At 74.2% G+C, this 15,810-nt stretch carries 13 protein-coding genes, 2 tRNA genes and 2 pseudogenes; 5 read left to right on the forward strand and 12 right to left on the reverse strand.

The genetic code is table 11. The features are described from left to right. Positions 1 to 125 precede the first annotated feature (125 nt). Positions 126 to 905 (reverse strand): phosphoribosyl-dephospho-CoA transferase MdcG domain-containing protein, encoded by a 780-nt coding sequence (locus ABZW30_RS41195; protein WP_355676444.1) that lies wholly within the window; start codon positions 903 to 905, stop codon positions 126 to 128. A 147-nt stretch (positions 906 to 1,052) separates the two neighbouring features. Between ABZW30_RS41195 and ABZW30_RS41200 the strand changes: the two genes are divergently transcribed. Further along, entirely contained in the window at positions 1,053 to 1,262 is a 210-nt protein-coding gene (locus ABZW30_RS41200; protein ID WP_355676445.1) for a hypothetical protein, read from the forward strand. 20 nt (positions 1,263 to 1,282) lie between these two features. Here the strand turns inward: ABZW30_RS41200 and ABZW30_RS41205 are convergent, their stop codons facing one another. Further along, a complete protein-coding gene (locus ABZW30_RS41205; RefSeq protein WP_355676446.1) occupies positions 1,283 to 4,492 on the reverse strand; it encodes a S41 family peptidase in 3,210 nt (1,069 codons plus the stop codon). 236 nt (positions 4,493 to 4,728) lie between these two features. On the opposite strand from ABZW30_RS41205, the pseudogene ABZW30_RS41210 reads away from it, so the two are divergent. Next, positions 4,729 to 4,917, forward strand: a pseudogene (locus ABZW30_RS41210) (MFS transporter); the annotation flags it as partial. A 42-nt stretch (positions 4,918 to 4,959) separates the two neighbouring features. Here ABZW30_RS41210 and ABZW30_RS41215 read toward each other — a convergent pair. The 5 genes and pseudogenes from ABZW30_RS41215 to ABZW30_RS41235 form a co-directional block, all read right to left on the reverse strand. Continuing rightward, a complete protein-coding gene (locus ABZW30_RS41215; RefSeq protein WP_355676447.1) occupies positions 4,960 to 5,595 on the reverse strand; it encodes a DJ-1/PfpI family protein in 636 nt (211 codons plus the stop codon). Then, positions 5,595 to 6,584: a GlxA family transcriptional regulator gene (locus ABZW30_RS41220; RefSeq protein WP_355676448.1), complete on the reverse strand. Its 990-nt coding sequence runs from the start codon at positions 6,582 to 6,584 to the stop codon at positions 5,595 to 5,597. Before ABZW30_RS41220 ends, ABZW30_RS41215 begins: the two co-directional genes overlap by 1 nt. 166 nt (positions 6,585 to 6,750) lie before the next feature. Next, a tRNA-Lys gene (locus ABZW30_RS41225) sits at positions 6,751 to 6,824 on the reverse strand. Between the two features lie 71 nt (positions 6,825 to 6,895). After that, entirely contained in the window at positions 6,896 to 7,024 is a 129-nt protein-coding gene (locus ABZW30_RS41230; protein WP_355676449.1) for a zinc-binding dehydrogenase, read from the reverse strand. Between the two features lie 16 nt (positions 7,025 to 7,040). Beyond that, a pseudogene (locus ABZW30_RS41235) lies at positions 7,041 to 7,394 on the reverse strand (alcohol dehydrogenase catalytic domain-containing protein); the annotation flags it as partial. Positions 7,395 to 7,461: 67 nt separating this feature from the next. Here ABZW30_RS41235 and ABZW30_RS41240 point away from each other — a divergent pair. Beyond that, positions 7,462 to 9,045, forward strand: a complete 1,584-nt coding sequence (locus tag ABZW30_RS41240; RefSeq protein WP_355676450.1) for a Na+/H+ antiporter — start codon at positions 7,462 to 7,464, stop codon at positions 9,043 to 9,045. Between the two features lie 191 nt (positions 9,046 to 9,236). Next, a complete protein-coding gene (gene pgi / locus ABZW30_RS41245) occupies positions 9,237 to 10,898 on the forward strand; it encodes a glucose-6-phosphate isomerase (protein WP_355676451.1) in 1,662 nt (553 codons plus the stop codon). Between the two features lie 131 nt (positions 10,899 to 11,029). Here the strand turns inward: pgi and ABZW30_RS41250 are convergent. The 3 genes from ABZW30_RS41250 to ABZW30_RS41260 all read right to left on the reverse strand — a co-directional run bounded on the left by ABZW30_RS41250 (position 11,030) and on the right by ABZW30_RS41260 (position 12,201). After that, positions 11,030 to 11,103: transfer RNA gene (locus ABZW30_RS41250), tRNA-Lys, on the reverse strand. A 68-nt stretch (positions 11,104 to 11,171) separates the two neighbouring features. After that, positions 11,172 to 11,789 (reverse strand): bifunctional DNA primase/polymerase, encoded by a 618-nt coding sequence (locus tag ABZW30_RS41255; protein ID WP_355676465.1) that lies wholly within the window; start codon positions 11,787 to 11,789, stop codon positions 11,172 to 11,174. A gap of 55 nt (positions 11,790 to 11,844) precedes the next feature. Continuing rightward, positions 11,845 to 12,201, reverse strand: a complete 357-nt coding sequence (locus ABZW30_RS41260; protein WP_355676452.1) for a hypothetical protein — start codon at positions 12,199 to 12,201, stop codon at positions 11,845 to 11,847. 240 nt (positions 12,202 to 12,441) lie between these two features. Here ABZW30_RS41260 and ABZW30_RS41265 point away from each other — a divergent pair, with 240 nt between their 5' ends. Further along, the gene (locus tag ABZW30_RS41265) at positions 12,442 to 12,744 is read left to right on the forward strand and encodes a hypothetical protein (RefSeq protein ID WP_355676453.1); all 303 of its coding nucleotides are present in this window, start codon (positions 12,442 to 12,444) and stop codon (positions 12,742 to 12,744) included. A gap of 7 nt (positions 12,745 to 12,751) precedes the next feature. Here the strand turns inward: ABZW30_RS41265 and ABZW30_RS41270 are convergent, their stop codons facing one another. Together ABZW30_RS41270 and ABZW30_RS41275 are read right to left on the reverse strand one after the other, a co-directional pair. After that, on the reverse strand, positions 12,752 to 14,113 hold the full coding sequence (locus ABZW30_RS41270) for an AAA family ATPase (protein WP_355676454.1): 1,362 nt from the start codon (positions 14,111 to 14,113) through the stop codon (positions 12,752 to 12,754). After that, positions 14,113 to 15,714 (reverse strand): hypothetical protein, encoded by a 1,602-nt coding sequence (locus ABZW30_RS41275; RefSeq protein WP_355676455.1) that lies wholly within the window; start codon positions 15,712 to 15,714, stop codon positions 14,113 to 14,115. The genes ABZW30_RS41270 and ABZW30_RS41275 overlap by 1 nt, the downstream gene beginning before the upstream one ends. Positions 15,715 to 15,810: the final 96 nt, after the last annotated feature.

Consider the following 15,810-nt stretch of genomic DNA (forward strand, 5'->3'; position numbering starts at 1 on the left):
GCGACACCCAGCCCCCTTCCACTGACAGACAAGGCGATCATGTCAGCCTGCCGGCCACTCGGGTGTCGCTTTGCGATTTTCCCAACGGAGTCCTTTAAAGGGCGGGGCGGAAGTCAAACGGCAGCTCAGACGAACGGCCCCCTAGGGAACCACGGATCGCGGACCTCGCGGGGCCCGTGCGGCGTCAGCAGGGTGAGGGTGAGCGGCGCGGCCGCGTACTCGGCCAGCTGCACCGCGCCGTAGCGGGTCTCCAGCTCGGCCTGCACCGGCACCGGCAGCTTGCTCAGCGCCCGCCGCAGCTGCAGCGCGTCCCGTCGGCTGATCGGGTGCGGGGCGCGAAGCACCAGCCGCAGTGGGCTGAGCGGCCCGGTGACGGGGATGCCGGTGCCCAGTTCGTAGCCGACCGCGCCGATCGGACCCCAGGACAGCCGGTGGTCCGCCACCAGCCGGCCCACCTCCGGCAGCAGGGCCAGCGCCGGGATGCCGGCGACCCGCTCGGGGGCCAGCCGCTCGCGCCGCTCGGCCAGCTGCTCGGGCCGCAGCGTCCGGGCGACCGCGGCCCAGGGCGCCAGCGCGTCCAGCCGCTGCCCGGGGCGCGGGCCGCGTACGGTCGCCGGGATCCAGTGCTCGGGCGCCGCTTCCGGGTCCCGGGTGCAGCGCTGCGGGTGCGGCACGTCCACCGGGGCTCCGACCACCGAGGGGGCCCGGCCGACCGTCACCCACGGGTGCGCCCGCAGCACCGTCCGCGCCCAGTCCGGCAGCTCGCCGCCCGCCAGCGGGCGCAGCGAGCTGGGGCACTGCATCAGCAGCAGGTCGTGGGCGCCGGGCAGCCGCCCGTCCAGCGCGGCCAGCGGGCCGACCCGCCGGCGCGGTCCGTCGTGCAGTTCCTCGGTCGAGTTCCTCACACCGCCACCCTCCGCCCGTTCCGCGCCGCCCGGCTACGGTCGTTGGATACCTGCACCCGGGACCAAAGGCTCAACGTGCGTCCGTTCGCCCCCGGTGTGAGAGTGGGGGCAGCCCGGAATACCGACATTCCCTCCGGAGGAGGAGTCATGGGTATCTTCGACAGGTTCCGCCACAAGGCGCACGAGCCCACCGGCCAGGAGGCCGCCGAGCGGGCCGCCCTCGCCCACGACGAGGCCGCCGACGCGTACAGCAACGACGTCGAGCGCACCCGCGAGGTCGCGGAGAAGCGGGCCCAGGACGAGGCCGACCAGCGCGCCGCCGAGGACATGACCGCCGAGGGCGACCCCTGGGGATGAGCCCCGGGTGACGCCGAGCGTCACCCGGTCCGCGGTGGCAGCGGCGGGCGCCGCAGGTCCGGCCGGGGGGTCTCGGCCGGCGGGGGAGTGGCGGCGGGCGCGTCCTCCAGCAGCTCCAGCGCCAGCCGGACGGCGGTGCGCAGCTCCGGGTGCCGCCCCTGGGCCCAGTCCCGGGGCGCCCGCAGCACGTGCACGTCCGGTTCGACGCCGTGGTTCTCCACCGACCAGCCGAGCCCGCCGGTGAACCAGGAGGCGTTCTTCGGCACCGAGATCTGGGTGCCGTCGCCCAGGGTGTGCCGCCCGGTCATCCCGACCACCCCGCCCCAGGTGCGGGTGCCGACCACCGGCCCGAGCCCGAGCAGCTCGATGGCCGCGATGATCACGTCCCCGTCCGAGCTGGTGGCCTCGTCGGCGAGCGCCACCACCGGGCCGCGCGGGGCGTTGCGCGGCCACCGCACCGGCTGCCGGTCGCGGGTGAAGTCCCAGGCGAGGACCCGCCGGGTGAGCTTCTCCAGGACGAGTTCGGAGACGTTGCCGCCGGCGTTGCCGCGCACGTCCAGGACGAGCGCGGGCTTGTCCAGCTCGCGGCGCAGGTCGCGGTTGAACTGCGCCCAGCCGGAGCCGCCGAGGTCCGGGATGTGCAGGTAACCGCACCGCCCGTCGCTGAACTCCCGTACCAGGGAACGGCGTTTGACCACCCAGTCCTGGTAGCGGATGGGTCGCTCGTCGTTCAGTGGGGTGACGGTGATCCGCCGCACCGGGGCGTCCGGGCCACTGCGCAGGCCGATCTCGACGGTGGTGCCGCCGGTGCCGGCCAGCATCGGGAGCGGGCCGCGGACCGGGTCCACCCGCCGCCCGCCGATCTCCAGCAGTTCGTCGCCGTCCCTGACGCCCTGGGCGGCGAGCGGGGCGCGGGCGCGCGGGTCGGAGGTCTCGCCGGGCAGCACCCGGGCGAACAGCCAGCGGCCGTCGGGGTCGCGGCGCATGGTGGCGCCGAGCAGGCCGAGCGGCTGCTGGGCGAGCGAGGGGCCCTCGCCGCGCCGGGACGGGGTGACGTAGGCGTGCGAGGTGCCGAGTTCGCCGAGGAGCTCGCGCAACAGGTCGGCGAAGTCGTCCGGCCCGGCGATCCGGTCGAGCAGTGGCTCGTACTGGGCGACCAGGGCCGACCAGTCCAGGCCGGACATCCGGTCGTCCCAGAACTGGTCGCGGACGATCCGGGCGGCCTCGTGGTACGCCTGGCGCCACTCGGCGGCGGGGTGCACGGTGTGGGTGATCCGGCGCAGGTCCACCGGCATGCCGGCGGAGGGGGCGCCGACCGGGATGATCCGCAGGGTGCCGACCGAGTAGACCGCGATCGAGCCGCCGTCGCCGGAGACGGCGTAGCCGTCGAGCTTGTCGACCAGGGTGGTGCGGGTGCCCCGGGCGAGGTCGAAGTACTCCAACGAGGGGCGCCCGGAGGTGTCCTCCGGACTCATGAAGGTCTGCCCGAGGGTGCCGGAGATCGGCCAGCGCAGCCAGACCAGGCCGCCGCGCACCGCGTCGGTGGCCGAGTACTTGGAGGCGATCACCGGGAACTGCAGCAGCCGCTCGCCGATGCCCTGGGGGTCGACCCGGACGGTGCCGTCGCCGCCGCCGTTGCCGCGCGGGGCACCGTCTTCGGCGGGCGCGGCGAACGGGGACGGGGTGTCGGCGGTGAGCGGGACGAGGTAGGGACGGCAGCCGACCGGGAAGGAGAGGTCACCGGTGTGGACGTCGTGGACCGGGTCGAAGCCGCGCCAGGACAGGAAGGCCAGGTAGCGGCCGTCGCGGGTGAACACCGGCTGCTCGTCCTCGAACCGTCCGTCGGTGACCTCGACGATCGGCGCGGGCGCGTCGGCGCGGGTCAGCCGGATGCGGCGCAGCGAGCGCCCGGCCACCGGCTGGGACCAGGCGATCCAGTGCGAGTCGGGGGAGAACCGGGCGCTGGAGACCGGTCCGTACCCGGAGGCGGCGACTTCGCGAACCTCGCCGTCGGCGGTGGCGACCAGCAGCAGGCGCCCGTCCGAGGTGGCGGCGGCGAGGTGGGTGCCGTCGGGGGAGGCGGTGAGTTCCAGGACCCGGCCGAGCTTCCCGGTGGCGAGCACGCGATGGCGGTGCTTTCCGGTCTGCTCGTGCCCGGGCAGCGGCATGACCTCGATCGCGTCGGCGCCCTCCGCGTCGGTGATCCAGGCCGCCTCGCCGGTGTGGCCGAGCACCACCGGCAGTCGGGTCCGCACCCCGGGGGTGTCGGCGAGCGCGCGGGCCGGGCCGTCCTTGTGGGTGAGCCAGTACTGGCTGCCGCGCACGGTGATCACCCCGGCCCGCCCGGTCTGGTCGCAGGCGAGGTCCTTGACCTGGGAGGCGGCGCTGACCTGGTACGGGCGGCGGCCGGCCCGGGCGCCGCCGAGCGGGACGTGCAGCCGGCGCGGGGTGGGGGCGTCCAGGCCGTCCAGCAGCCAGAGGTCGCCGGCGTGCTGGTAGACGATCCGGGTGCCGTCGGTGGCGGCCTCGCGGGCGTAGTAGGAGGCGTGGTCGGTGTGCCGGCGCAGGTCGCCGCCGTCGGGGAGGCAGGAGTAGAGGTTGCCGATGCCCTCGTGGTCGGAGAGGAAGGCGATCCGGCCGCCGACCGGCATGGGTGAGGCGAGGTGGCCGGTGTGGTCGGGCAGGACCAGCACGCCGTCCACCCAGAGCCGGCCGATGGCGCCGCCGCGGTAGCGCTTCCAGGCGGCGGGTTCGTGCGGAGCGGCTCCGGTGAGCAGCACGGTCCGCTCGTGGCTCATCTGGGCGTCGCCGACGGGGCCCCAGGGCATCCGGCGGCCGGGTGAGCCGTCCGGCGGCAGGGCGTGTGCCCAGGTGTAGTGGCCGAAGGGCTCGTGGAAGGAGGTGACGGCCAGTACCTCGCCGTCCGGCAGCCAGCCGCGCACCCGGGTGTCCTGGCTGCCCCAGAAGCTGAGCCGGCGGGTCTCGCCGCCCTCGACCGGGGCGGTCCACACCTCGGGGGTGAGGCTGAGCCAGCTGGTCCAGGCGAGGGTGGTGCCGTCGGGGGAGAAACGGGGGTGGCTGACCCGGGTGCGGTCGCAGCCGACCCGCCAGGCCCGTCCGGTGCCGCCGCCGTCGGCGTCCAGCGGGGCGATCCAGACGTCGTCCTCGGCGGTGAAGGTGAGCAGGCCGCCGTGCAGGTGAGGGTGGCGGAGGTAGCCGGACGGGGTCACTCCTCCATCCTTCGACGGAGTGTCATCCCCGGCAACCGGGGCGGTCCTCCCGAGCCGGCCCAACCGGTCTGGACCATGGACGGCGCACTGTCGGATCCACTTCGGTCCCGTCCGGCCAGGACCAGGACAACCAGTACCACTCGGTGACTCCTCCCCCCACGTGGACAAGGGGGCTCTCGGGCCCGGATGCCGGCGGGGGGGCGTGCTTGAACCTGACACCGGTGTGAGGTCCGAGCGTGGTCCCCACGGCGACCACGCAGCTCACAACCCCGGTATCCCGTAAGCCCTTTCCGCTCCCCGCCCTGCTCGCCCTGGCCACCGCCGTCTTCGTCACCGCGCTCACCGAGAACCTGCCCGCGGGCGTCCTGCCGGGGATGAGCGGGTCGCTCGGGGTCGGCGAGTCGGCCGCCGGGCAGACCGTCACTGCCGCCCGCCGCCACGCCTTCCCGGCGGAGCGCGGCCAGCGGTCAGCGGAGCAGCAGCCGGTTCGCCCGCAACTCCTCGGCCATCCCGGCCGGGGCGGTCGTGATGTGGCCCGCCGAGTACGGGGGCCGCGGGTCGTACTCGATGAGCAGCTGGATCGCCTGCGCGGTGGCGTCGCCGGCGATCCGCCCGGTCAGCGTCAGTGCGAGGTCGATCCCGGCCGAGACGCCCGCCGCGGTCGCGTACTTGCCGTCGATGACGACCCGCTCGGTGCCGGTCGGCTCCGCACCGAACTGCGGCAGCTGGTCCAGACAGACCCAGTGCGAGGTGGCCCGGCGGCCCTGGAGCAGCCCGGCGGCGCCCAGCAACAGCGAGCCGGAGCAGACCGAGGTGGTCCAGGTGGTCGTCGCGTCCACCGCGCGCACCCACTCGACCACGGCCCGGTCGGCCAGCTGGGCCTCCGTGCCGGGCCCGCCGGGCACCAGCAGCAGGTCGGCCGAGTCCACCTCGTCCAGGGCGGCGTCGGCGGTGAGCGCCAGGCTCGTCATGTCGGTGCGGACCGGCCCGCGCCGGGCGGCGGTGAACACCACCTCGGTGCCAGGGATGCGGGACAGCACCTCGTACGGGCCGACGGCGTCGAGGGCGGTGAAGTCGTCGTAGAGCAGGACGGCGATGCGCATCAGTGTCCTCCATCGGGACTGGTTCGGACATCGGAACCGGAACGGAAGCGGCGTCGGTATTCCGCGGGCGGGGCGGCCAGGGTCCGGACGAAGGCGCGCCGCATCGCCTCCGGGGTGCCGTAGCCGCAGGAGCGGGAGATCTCCTCGATGCCGTCGTCGGTGTCCTCCAGCAGCCGCCGGGCGGCCTCCAGCCGGACGCCGTCCACGTACCGGCCCGGGGTCACCCCCACCTCGGCGGCGAAGGCCCGGGCGAAGTGCCGGGGCGACAGTGCCGAGCGACCGGCCAGCGCCTCGACCGACAGGTCGGCCTCGGGGTGCTCGGCGATCCACCGCTGCACCTCGCGCAGCGGCTGCCGGGCCGCCACTTGGGCGGCCAGCTGGGTGCTGAACTGGGCCTGGTTGCCCGGCCGGCGCAGGAAGACCACCAGACGGCGGGCGATCAGCAGCGCGGTGTCGCGGCCGAGGTCCTCCTCGACCAGGGCCAGCGCCAGGTCGATCCCGGCGGTGACCCCGGCGGAGGTGGCGATGTGTCCGTCCCGGACATGGATGGGATCCGGGTCCACCTCGACGTCGGGGAACCGCCGGGCCAGTGCCTCGCAGTACGCCCAGTGCGTGGTCGCCCGGCGCCCGGCCAGCAGCCCGGCCTCGGCGAGCAGGAAGGCCCCGGTGCACACCGACACCACCCGTTCGGCCCGGTCGGCCAGTTCCCGGATCCGCGCCACCAGCGCGCCGTCCGGATGCTTGGTGCCCTCCCCGCCGGGGACCAGCAGGGTCTGTACCGGCCCGACCTCGGCCAGGTCCGTGTCCGGCAGCAGCCGCAGCCCGCTGAGGCTGCGCACCGGTCCGCCGCCGAGCGAGGCGGTGGTCACCCGGTACGCGCCCGGCTGCCCGGCAGCGGTGCCCGCTCCCGCGAACACCTCCACGGGCCCGGTCACGTCCAGGCTCTGCACGCCGTCGAAGAGGACGACGACCACGCTGTGCGCTCTCACACGGCCAGCCTGTCAGCGGGCCGGGGTGGCAGCAATGACCTGTTTCCCACCTTTCCTGCCACGGGCGGCGAGTGATCCCGCGCCGAAGGTGAGCGGGCGAGTGGGTGGGTAACCGCCGAAACGCCGGAAGGCCCCTCGCTCTCGCGAGGGGCCTTCCGACCGTCTGTGCGCCGCCAGGGACTCGAACCCCGGACCCGCTGATTAAGAGTCAGCTGCTCTAACCAACTGAGCTAGCGGCGCTTGCTGACGTGGAGAACATTACCTGGTCAGCGGCCGAAACACACAATCGGCCCGGACGGCCCCCCGCCCGCTCAGGCGGTCAGCACCACCTTGCCCCGGACGTGCCCGGTGGCGACCAGCCGGTGGGCCTCGGCGGCCCTCTCCAGCGGCAGCGCCTCGGCGACCTCCAGCCGCAGCGCGCCCGCCTCCCACAGTCGCACCAGCTCGGCCAGCCGCTCGGCCCCCGGCGCCCGGGCCCAGCCGGTCGACCACCCCGGCGAACTCGTTGCCGAGCGTGAACGGCGGCTCGACCGTCAGTCCCGGCGGGCGGAACCCCTCCCGGATCGCGAGGTCCACCGGCTGCACCCCGGCGGCGTAGACCCGCACCCGGACCTCGCCCGGGCCGGGCTCCGGGGCGGGCACCTCGGTGACCCGCAGGACCTCCGGACCGCCGGACCGCGCCACGGTGCCGCCTTCATGGGGGCTCCTCTCCCTCGACCGTTCGACTGATCGTTCGCCCGATCGTTCGACGCTCCCGATCCTCGAACCTGAAGCGCGCTTGAGGTCAAGCACTGCCCGGCGCGTCCCCACCTATAGGCGCATTGTCGGATCTATCCTGGGCGGCGCTCAGCCGTCCGCCGTCGAGAGGAACCTCCCCGTGGGCCAGCTGCCCCTGTTCTTCCTGGTGCTGCTCGCCTCCGTGGTGACGATGCCACTCGCCCGCAGGACGGGGGTGCCGCAACCGGTCCTGATGACCCTGCTCGGCATCGCGATGGCGCTCCTCCCGCAGATCCCGGACGTCTCGCTCGAACCCGAGCTGATCCTCCCGCTGGTCCTGCCGCCGCTGATCTTCGCGGTCGCCCGACGCTCCTCGGTCCGCTACTTCAAGGCCAACATCCGCTCGATCCTGCTGCTGGCCGTCGCCCTGGTGGTGGTCACCACGATCGCGGTCGCCGGGACGGTGCACTGGCTACTGCCCGCCCTGCCGCTGGCCGCCGCCATCGCGGTCGGCGCGTTGGTCTCCCCGCCCGACCCGGTCGCCGCCGTCGCGGTGGCCGGCAGCGTCGGCCTGCCCCGGCGCCTGGTGGCGATCCTGGAGAGCGAGGGCCTGTTCAACGACGTGACCGCGATCGTCATCTACTCGCTGGCCATCGAGGCCATGGTCAGCGGCGACTTCTCGGTCGGCAACGCGGTGCTGCGCTTCATCCTGTCCGCCGTGCTCGCCGTGGTCATCGGCGTCGCCCTCGGCTGGATGAACGCCAAGCTCGCCGAACGCCTGGACGACCCGACCCAGCAGGTCGCGCTCAACCTGCTGGTGCCCTTCGCCGCCTACACCCTCGCCGAGGAGATCCACGGCTCCGGCGTGCTCGCCGTCGTGGTCTGCGCGCTCTACCTCGCCGACCGGGCCGCCGACGCCGACGCCGTCTCCTACCGGCTGGTCGGCAACGCCTTCTGGGAGGTGGTCGAGATCCTGATCACCGGTGTCGCCTTCGGCCTGATCGGCCTGGAGCTGGCCACCGTGCTCAAGGAGGCCGGCAACGGCTGGACCGGCTTCATCGGCGATGCCGCCGTGGTCATCGCGGTGGTCGTCGTGGTCCGGCTGCTCTGGCTGCTGCCGGCCGGCTGGCTCTCCCGGAGGCTGCGCCGCGGCGACGACGAGGACACCCCGTTCAGCTGGAAGGAGAGCGTGGTCCTCTGGTGGTCCGGCATGCGCGGCGTGGCCACCGTCGCCCTGGCCCTCGCCATCCCGCTCACCCTGCACTCCGGCGCGGACTTCCCCGACCGCGGCCGGCTGGTCTTCATCGCCTTCAGCGTGGTGCTGTTCACCCTGTTGGTCCAGGGCCTGAGCCTGCCCTGGCTGGCCAAGCGGCTCCAGCTGGACATCGACCAGGACCGGCACGAGCAGGCCGTCCGTCAGCTCTGGTGGCGGGCCGCCAAGGCCGGGCTCACGCGCCTCGGCGAACTGGAGGAGCAGGACAGACTGCCCGCCGAGGTCGCCGACCGCCTGCGGGACCGTCAGCACGACCGGCTGGCCCGGCTCTGCCCGGAGAACTACGCCGAGGAGGACGCCGCCGAGGCCAAGCTGCGCCTCGCCCAGTGGCGGGCCGCCCGGGACGTCGAACAGGAGATGATCGCCGCCTCCCGGCGCGAGATGCTCGTCGCCCGCAGCGAGCTCGGGGCCGACCCGGAACTGGTCGACCAGGTGCTGCGCGGGCTGGACCTGCGCACGGAACGGAAATGACGGGCAGTCCGCGCGCGCCGGGCGGAATGTGCGCGACCGCCTCCGGGGTTGCATAGGCTGAACCCGGGCAGGCCGTCAACGGAGTCGGCGCACCACCAGTACCCGCACGACCTCGCACAGAGACCCTGATCGTTCGGGCCTCACGCCTGGCCCTGCCGGTTTCCGCACCCAGATGAATCGAGGACCAACCGATGTCGGAGACCCGCGCCGACGCCCGCACCCCGCTCGACCGCACCCCGCAGTGGGCCGCGCTGGCCAAGCACCGGGACGAGCTGGGCGAGACCCACCTGCGCGAGCTGTTCGCCGCCGACCCGGAGCGCGGCGGCCGCTACACCCTGCAGGTCGGCGACCTGCACGTGGACTACGCCAAGCACCTGGTCACCGACGAGACGCTGGAGCTGCTGCGCGAACTCGCCGCCGCCACCGGCGTCGCCGAGCTGCGGGACGCCATGTTCCGCGGCGAGAAGATCAACAACACCGAGCAGCGCGCTGTCCTGCACACCGCGCTGCGCGCCCCGCGGGACGCGGTCGTCGAGGTCGACGGGGTCAACGTCGTCCCCGGCGTGCACGCCGTCCTGGACAAGATGGCCGGCTTCGCCGACCGGGTCCGCAGCGGCGAGTGGAAGGGCCACACCGGCAAGCCGATCCGCACCGTCGTCAACATCGGCATCGGCGGCTCCGACCTCGGCCCGGCGATGGCCTACGAGGTGCTCCGCTCGTTCACCAAGCGCGACCTGGACGTCCGCTTCGTCTCCAACGTGGACGGCGCCGACCTGCACGAGGCGGTCCGCGACCTCGACCCGGCCGAGACGCTGTTCATCGTGGCCTCGAAGACCTTCACCACCATCGAGACCATCACCAACGCCGTCTCCGCCCGCGACTGGCTGCTCACCGGCCTGAGCGCCGGCACCGAGGCGGTGGCCAAGCACTTCGTCGCGCTGTCCACCAACACCCAGGGCGTGCAGGACTTCGGCATCGACACCGCCAACATGTTCGAGTTCTGGGACTGGGTCGGCGGCCGCTACTCCTACGACTCGGCGATCGGCCTCTCGCTGATGATCGCCATCGGCCCGGACGCCTTCCGCGAGATGCTGGACGGCTTCCACCTGGTCGACGAGCACTTCCGCACCGCCCCGGCGGAGCAGAACGTCCCGCTGCTGCTCGGCCTGCTCGGGGTCTGGTACGGCGCGTTCTTCGACGCCCAGGCGCACGCGGTGCTGCCGTACTCGCACTACCTGTCCAAGTTCACGGCCTACCTGCAGCAGCTGGACATGGAGTCCAACGGCAAGTCGGTGACCCGCGACGGCACCCCGGTCGACTGGCAGACCGGCCCGGTGGTCTGGGGCACCCCCGGCACCAACGGCCAGCACGCCTACTACCAGCTGCTCCACCAGGGCACCAAGGTGATCCCGGCCGACTTCATCGGCTTCGCCCGGCCGGTCGCCGACCTGCTGCCGGGCCTGGTCGCCCAGCACGACCTGCTGCTGGCCAACTTCTTCGCCCAGACCCAGGCGCTGGCCTTCGGCAAGACCCCGGAGGAGGTCGCCGCCGAGGGCGTGCCGACCGAGCTGGTCCCGCACAAGACCTTCAAGGGCAACCACCCGACCACCACCATCCTGGCCGGCGAGCTGACCCCGTCCGTGCTCGGCCAGCTGGTCGCGCTGTACGAGCACAAGGTGTTCGTCCAGGGCGCGATCTGGAACATCGACTCCTTCGACCAGTGGGGCGTCGAGCTGGGCAAGGTGCTCGCCAAGCGGATCGAGCCGGTGCTCCTCACCGGCGAGGGCGGCGAGCAGCTGGACAGCTCCACCGCGGCGCTGGTCGCCCGCTACCGCACGCTGCGCGGCCGCTGAGCCCCGGCCGGGCCGTCCGCTCCGGCGGGCGGCCCGGCTGCTTCGGTACGGGCAGTGCCTTCAGCGGCAGTGCCTTCGCCGGAAAATGCCGAGAGGCCCCCTGCTTTCGCAAGGGGCCTCTCGGCTGTCTGTGCGCCGCCAGGGACTCGAACCCCGGACCCGCTGATTAAGAGTCAGCTGCTCTAACCAACTGAGCTAGCGGCGCCTGCTGACAGAGAAGACTCTAGCAGCGGCCCGCGTCCGAGCCAAAATCGAATACCGGTCGCCCTCCGTTCACCCTCCGGTCACGACGGAAGGCTCCGCCGGGACGGGCGCGCGGGGCTCGCGTGCCGCCCGTACACAGGCCCAGAGCACCACCGAGGCGCCGGGCAGCCAGGGCTCCCGCTCCTCCGGGGCGACGATCCAGCGGCCGGATCCCCGGCCGGGGGAGTCCGGGCCGTGCACCATCCGCTGGACCGGCGGCACGGTCACCGCGTCGCCCCTGCCGTGACACAGCAGCGGCGGCACGTCCCTGGCCCACTCCTCCCAGGCCAGCAGCCGGCGCAGCCGGGGCGCCGCGCCGGGCCGGACGAACAGCAGGGTGCGCCCCCGGTAGCTCGCGACCGGTCCGCAGCCCGGGCCGGAGGCCCAGAGCTCGTCCAGCACCCGGCGGCCGAACAGCGCCGGCATGCTGATCACGTCGAAGGCGCGGCCGCAGGGCAGCACCGACGGCGCCCACGGGCGGGACTCCCAGAGGGCGCGCATGCTGCGCGGATATTCGCTGGCGGAGGCCAGCCAGGCCTCTCCGGCCGCGGTGACGTACTCCACCGACTGCAAGGTCCAGATGTCCACGCCCAGCAGCCTGCGCGGTGCGCGCCCCCGGTGTGGTGGAAAGCGCTGTTTGCCGGACAGGGCAGCGGGGTACGGCGTATCCTTCCGCCTCCGGCATATGCCAGGGGCCAGCCGATCAGTCCTCGTGGCGGCGCGGCTGGAGCAGATCGCGGCCGTACTCGATCATCTTGGCGGCGTAGTCGGGGGTCCAGTCCGCCCGCTCGGCGATCTCGGTGTTCGACAGCGCGTCGAACCGGCGCGGGTCCGCCAGCTGCGCGGCGGCGACCGCCTGGAAGTCGGTGGCCCGCTCGGCGGCCGCCCGGAAGGCCAGGGCCAGTTCGGTGGAGCGGCGCAGCAGCTCCGCCGGGTCGTCGATGGACTCCAGGTCGAAGAATCGTTCCGGCTCCGGCTCGGCGGACTGCGGCTCGAACAGCAGCTGCGAGGGGCGCAGGCGCCGGGTGGGCTCAGGCGCCTCGGCGGGGGAGTCGGGCATGGACGGACACCTCCGGGGTCTCGGTGAGGGAGGGCGGGCGGGCTGCTCCGGGCCGCACCGCCCGGTTGTGGCCGTCGTCCATTGTCTCGCGGCGGCGGCCGGTAACGGAACGGTGCGCGTGCGGGCGCTATTCCCCGGCGCGCGCCGGGGGCGTGACTCGGGCGCCGCGCATCCGGATCGCGTGCGAACCGGTTGTTCCGGGCGTACGGGAACCAGTCACCGTCGAACCGGGAGTACCCCATGCGCGCACCGAAGACCCTGTCCACCGGCGTCCTGCTGGCCGCCGCCGTCCTGGCTCCGGCCGTACCCGCCTTCGCGGCGGAGACGGCGAAGGTGGTCACCGGCCCGCCGAGCGCCCCGGGCGGCGTCTCGACCGCGACCTGCCCGGCCGGCACCCACCTGACCGGCGGCGGCTACCGGCTCCAGCCCGACGCGGACGGGCCGGTGCGCGCCAGCGGCCCGACCGCCGACGCGACCGGCTGGAGCGCCCAGGCGGCGCGCGGCTCCGTGGTGGCCTTCGCGGTGTGCGAGACCGAGGACTGAGCCCTACCTAGCGCAGGTGGACCCGGTGGCCGACGAGGTGCTGGAGGACCTGGTGGTTGGCCTCCCAGCCGTCCGGGAAGGTCACCGGGACGCCCAACTGGACCGGCTCGGTGGCGGGGTGTTCGTCCAGCAGCTCGGCGATCCCGGCCCGGGCCACCACGATGCAGGCGTGCCGGTGCCGGGAGGCGAGCACGCACAGCCGGCCGGTCTCCAGGTGGAAGGCGGTCGCGTCCGGGCGTCCGGAGAGTGGGTGCAGTACCACCGTGACGTCGTACTCCCGGCCCTGCAGCCGGTTGGCGGTGTCCACGGTGACGGCCGGACCGGCCGCGCCGTCCACCGGGACGCCCGCCTTGAGCAGGGCCGCCCGGACGGCCGCCGCCTGGTCCCGGTGCGCGGTGCCGACGGCGATCCGGTCCGCGGTGAGCGGGGACCCACCCTGCTCGGAGTGGGCGGTCAGCCCGCGCTCCAGCAGCCGACGGACGGTGGCCGCGACGGCCGCCACCGCCTGCGGGTCGGTCCGTACGGTGTGCCGGGCGGGCAGTTCCAGCAGCGCCCAGCCGTGCTCGGCGGCCCGGTCGATCACGGCGTCCAGTGCCGAACCGTCGGGGCGGACGGCTGCGGTCAGCCGGCGGTCGTCCGGGCCGGTGCCGGAGCGGAACGGCGTGTACGGGTAGAACGCCCGCGAGATCAGCGGCGCCGCGCTGGCGGGCAGCCGCCAGGAGACCGGCAGCCGGTGCGGCTCGATCTGCGGGTTGTGCGCCAGCATGGTGACCACGGCGCTGCTGGACGGGTCGTACGACAGGCCCGCCCACTGCTCGGTGCCGACCACGGTGAACGGGTCCAGCTGCCCCGGGTCACCGACGAACAGCGCCCGCTCGAACAGCCGGGCCACCGCGAGCAGGGCGTCCGAGCGCATCTGGTAGGCCTCGTCGACGATCGCGTGCCGCCACGGCGCCTCGGCCCGGACCCACTGCCACTTGGCGGAGGTGGAGATCACCACGTCCTGCTCGACCAGGTCGGCGACCTTGTCGGAGGGCGTGACATTGGCGTGCCTGAGCACCTCCGGGCCGGGCCGGGAGTCCGCCGCGTGCAGCCGGCCGATCGTCAGCTCCGGCGCCTTCTCGGCCAGTCGGCCGACCAGGTCGTCCACCTGCCCGTTGGTCTGGGCGACGATCATCAGCCGTTCGCCGGCCTCCACCAGCTCGCGGGCGGCCCGCACCACCAGGGTGGACTTCCCGGCGCCGGGCGGGGAGTCCACCACCACGCCGCGCGGGGCGCCGACCGACGGGCGGACGGTGGCCGTCAGGATGCGGGCCACGGCGGCGTCGGCGGCCGCGCCCGGGGACTGCTCGGGGGTCGACTCGGCCATTACTCCCACTCCTCGGCGGCAGCGGACGGGGCGGTTGCGGGCGCGGTGCCGGGCGGGCCGCCGTGGGTCCACGGGGTGTCGTCCGGCTCGGGCAGCGGCGCGGACTGGCGGACCGTCAACTCGAACAGGGTGAAGGTGACCGGCTCGCCGGGCTCGGGCAGGCTGCCCGGCTCGGGCTCCTTCTTGCGGCCCATGCCGGACAGCACCCGCAGGGTGACGGTGCCCTCGGCGGGCTCGACCGCGACGATCTCGGCCTTCTGCGCGGACGGGCCGTGCACCCGGTGAACCTCCCGGCCGAGGTCGGCGTGCGGGCGGTCGGCGGTGCGCAGGGTGAGCAGCGGGCGGGGCTTGGGGGAGCGGCCGGTGGTGTCCCAGTCCGGCACCACCTCGGTCACCACCCCGCTGAACGCCTCGCCGGACAACCGGTGTTCGGCCATCGCCAGCGGGTCGTCCAGCGCCTCCTGGACGTCGAGGCGGGCCTGCTCGCGCTCGCGCTGGGCGAGCTTGCGGGCGGCGGTGACGGCGTCGTCCTGCCGGGGCTGCGGGGGCTCGCCGGCCGCGAGACGGTCCCGGTGGCCGGTGTAGGACCAGCGGTCGCCGGTCCAGCGCTCCTCCAGGTGCCCGGCCGGCGGCAGGGCGCGCAGCAGGTCCAGGCCCTGCCAGACGTCCCGCCAGGTGGGTAGCAGGACGGCGGACAGCACCTCCGTCAGCTGGTCGACCGCCGACCGGACGGCCGCCCGGGCGCGCCCGGCGGCGGCCTCGTCCTGCTGCTCGGTGCTGTGCTGCAGGGCGTTGACGGCGGCGTCGTAGCGGGCGATCGCCGGGGCGAGCAGGAACTCGTCGAAGCGGGGGTCGGTGGTCGGGCCGGCCGGCGGGTGCAGCAGCAGGCCCTGCTCGTCCCGGCCGGTCTCGGCCAGCTCGGCCGCCTGCGCGCCGGTCAGGCCCGCCGGCGGGTCGTGCCAGGCCAGCCGGGCGGCCAGGTGCTGGTCCTCCAGGTGGCTCTGGCCGGTGGCCCAGTGCCGGGCGAGCAGGCCGGTCATCGGCAGCAGCAGGCTGGAGCCGGGCACCTGGGCGCGGTCGGTGAGGTGGGTCAACCAGCGGCCGAGCAGCGGCACCCGCATCGGCGCCGGGTAGGGGCCGGGCTCGGCGTCCTCCACGGTGCGGCGGAACCGGGTGGAGCGGCCGATCAGCGCCAGGTGGTGCACGCCCGCGCTGTTGGGCACGATCAGCTGCGGCGCGTCGGCGCACAGCTCGCGGAACACCTGGGTCTTCTCGCCGGTCTCCGGGTCCTTCTCGGAGCCCTCGATCTGCTCGACGTCGTCGGCGAAGGACTCCAGGTAGGGCAGCAGGTCGGCGGCCAGCTCGGCCAGGAAGTCGAACCGCAGGGTGCGGTTGAGCGGCTGCGGCACCAGGTGCAGCCGGGGCGCGTCCCGGTCGGTGCCGAGCATCACGGCCAGCGGCGCGCCGGACTCACCGGCGGCGGTCAGCGGGATCAGGACCATCGGGTGGTCGGACAGGTGCCGGTGCCGGACGGTGGCCAGCGGTTCGGCGTGCCCGCTGCGGACGGCCTCCAGCCGGGCGAGGGTGGTGAGGAGACTCATGCGCCCGCCTCGCTTCGCTCGCCAGGGGCATTCGCCCACGCGCACCTTTTGACGATTCTCCCCCAGCCTTCGGCCGGGGGGACCCCGATGCTGCGC

Origin of the sequence: Kitasatospora sp. NPDC004669, from assembly GCF_040609455.1 — a bacterium.
Taxonomy (GTDB): domain Bacteria; phylum Actinomycetota; class Actinomycetes; order Streptomycetales; family Streptomycetaceae; genus Kitasatospora.

Coding starts and splice junctions, on each gene's coding strand:
- ABZW30_RS41200 (WP_355676445.1), top strand. CDS start 1,053: ATGGGTATCTTCGACAGGTTCCGCCACAAGGCGCACGAGCCCACCGGC.
- ABZW30_RS41215 (WP_355676447.1), bottom strand. CDS start 5,595: ATGCGCATCGCCGTCCTGCTCTACGACGACTTCACCGCCCTCGACGCC.
- pgi (WP_355676451.1), top strand. CDS start 9,237: ATGTCGGAGACCCGCGCCGACGCCCGCACCCCGCTCGACCGCACCCCG.
- ABZW30_RS41260 (WP_355676452.1), bottom strand. CDS start 12,201: ATGCCCGACTCCCCCGCCGAGGCGCCTGAGCCCACCCGGCGCCTGCGC.
- ABZW30_RS41265 (WP_355676453.1), top strand. CDS start 12,442: ATGCGCGCACCGAAGACCCTGTCCACCGGCGTCCTGCTGGCCGCCGCC.
- ABZW30_RS41270 (WP_355676454.1), bottom strand. CDS start 14,113: ATGGCCGAGTCGACCCCCGAGCAGTCCCCGGGCGCGGCCGCCGACGCC.
- ABZW30_RS41275 (WP_355676455.1), bottom strand. CDS start 15,714: ATGAGTCTCCTCACCACCCTCGCCCGGCTGGAGGCCGTCCGCAGCGGG.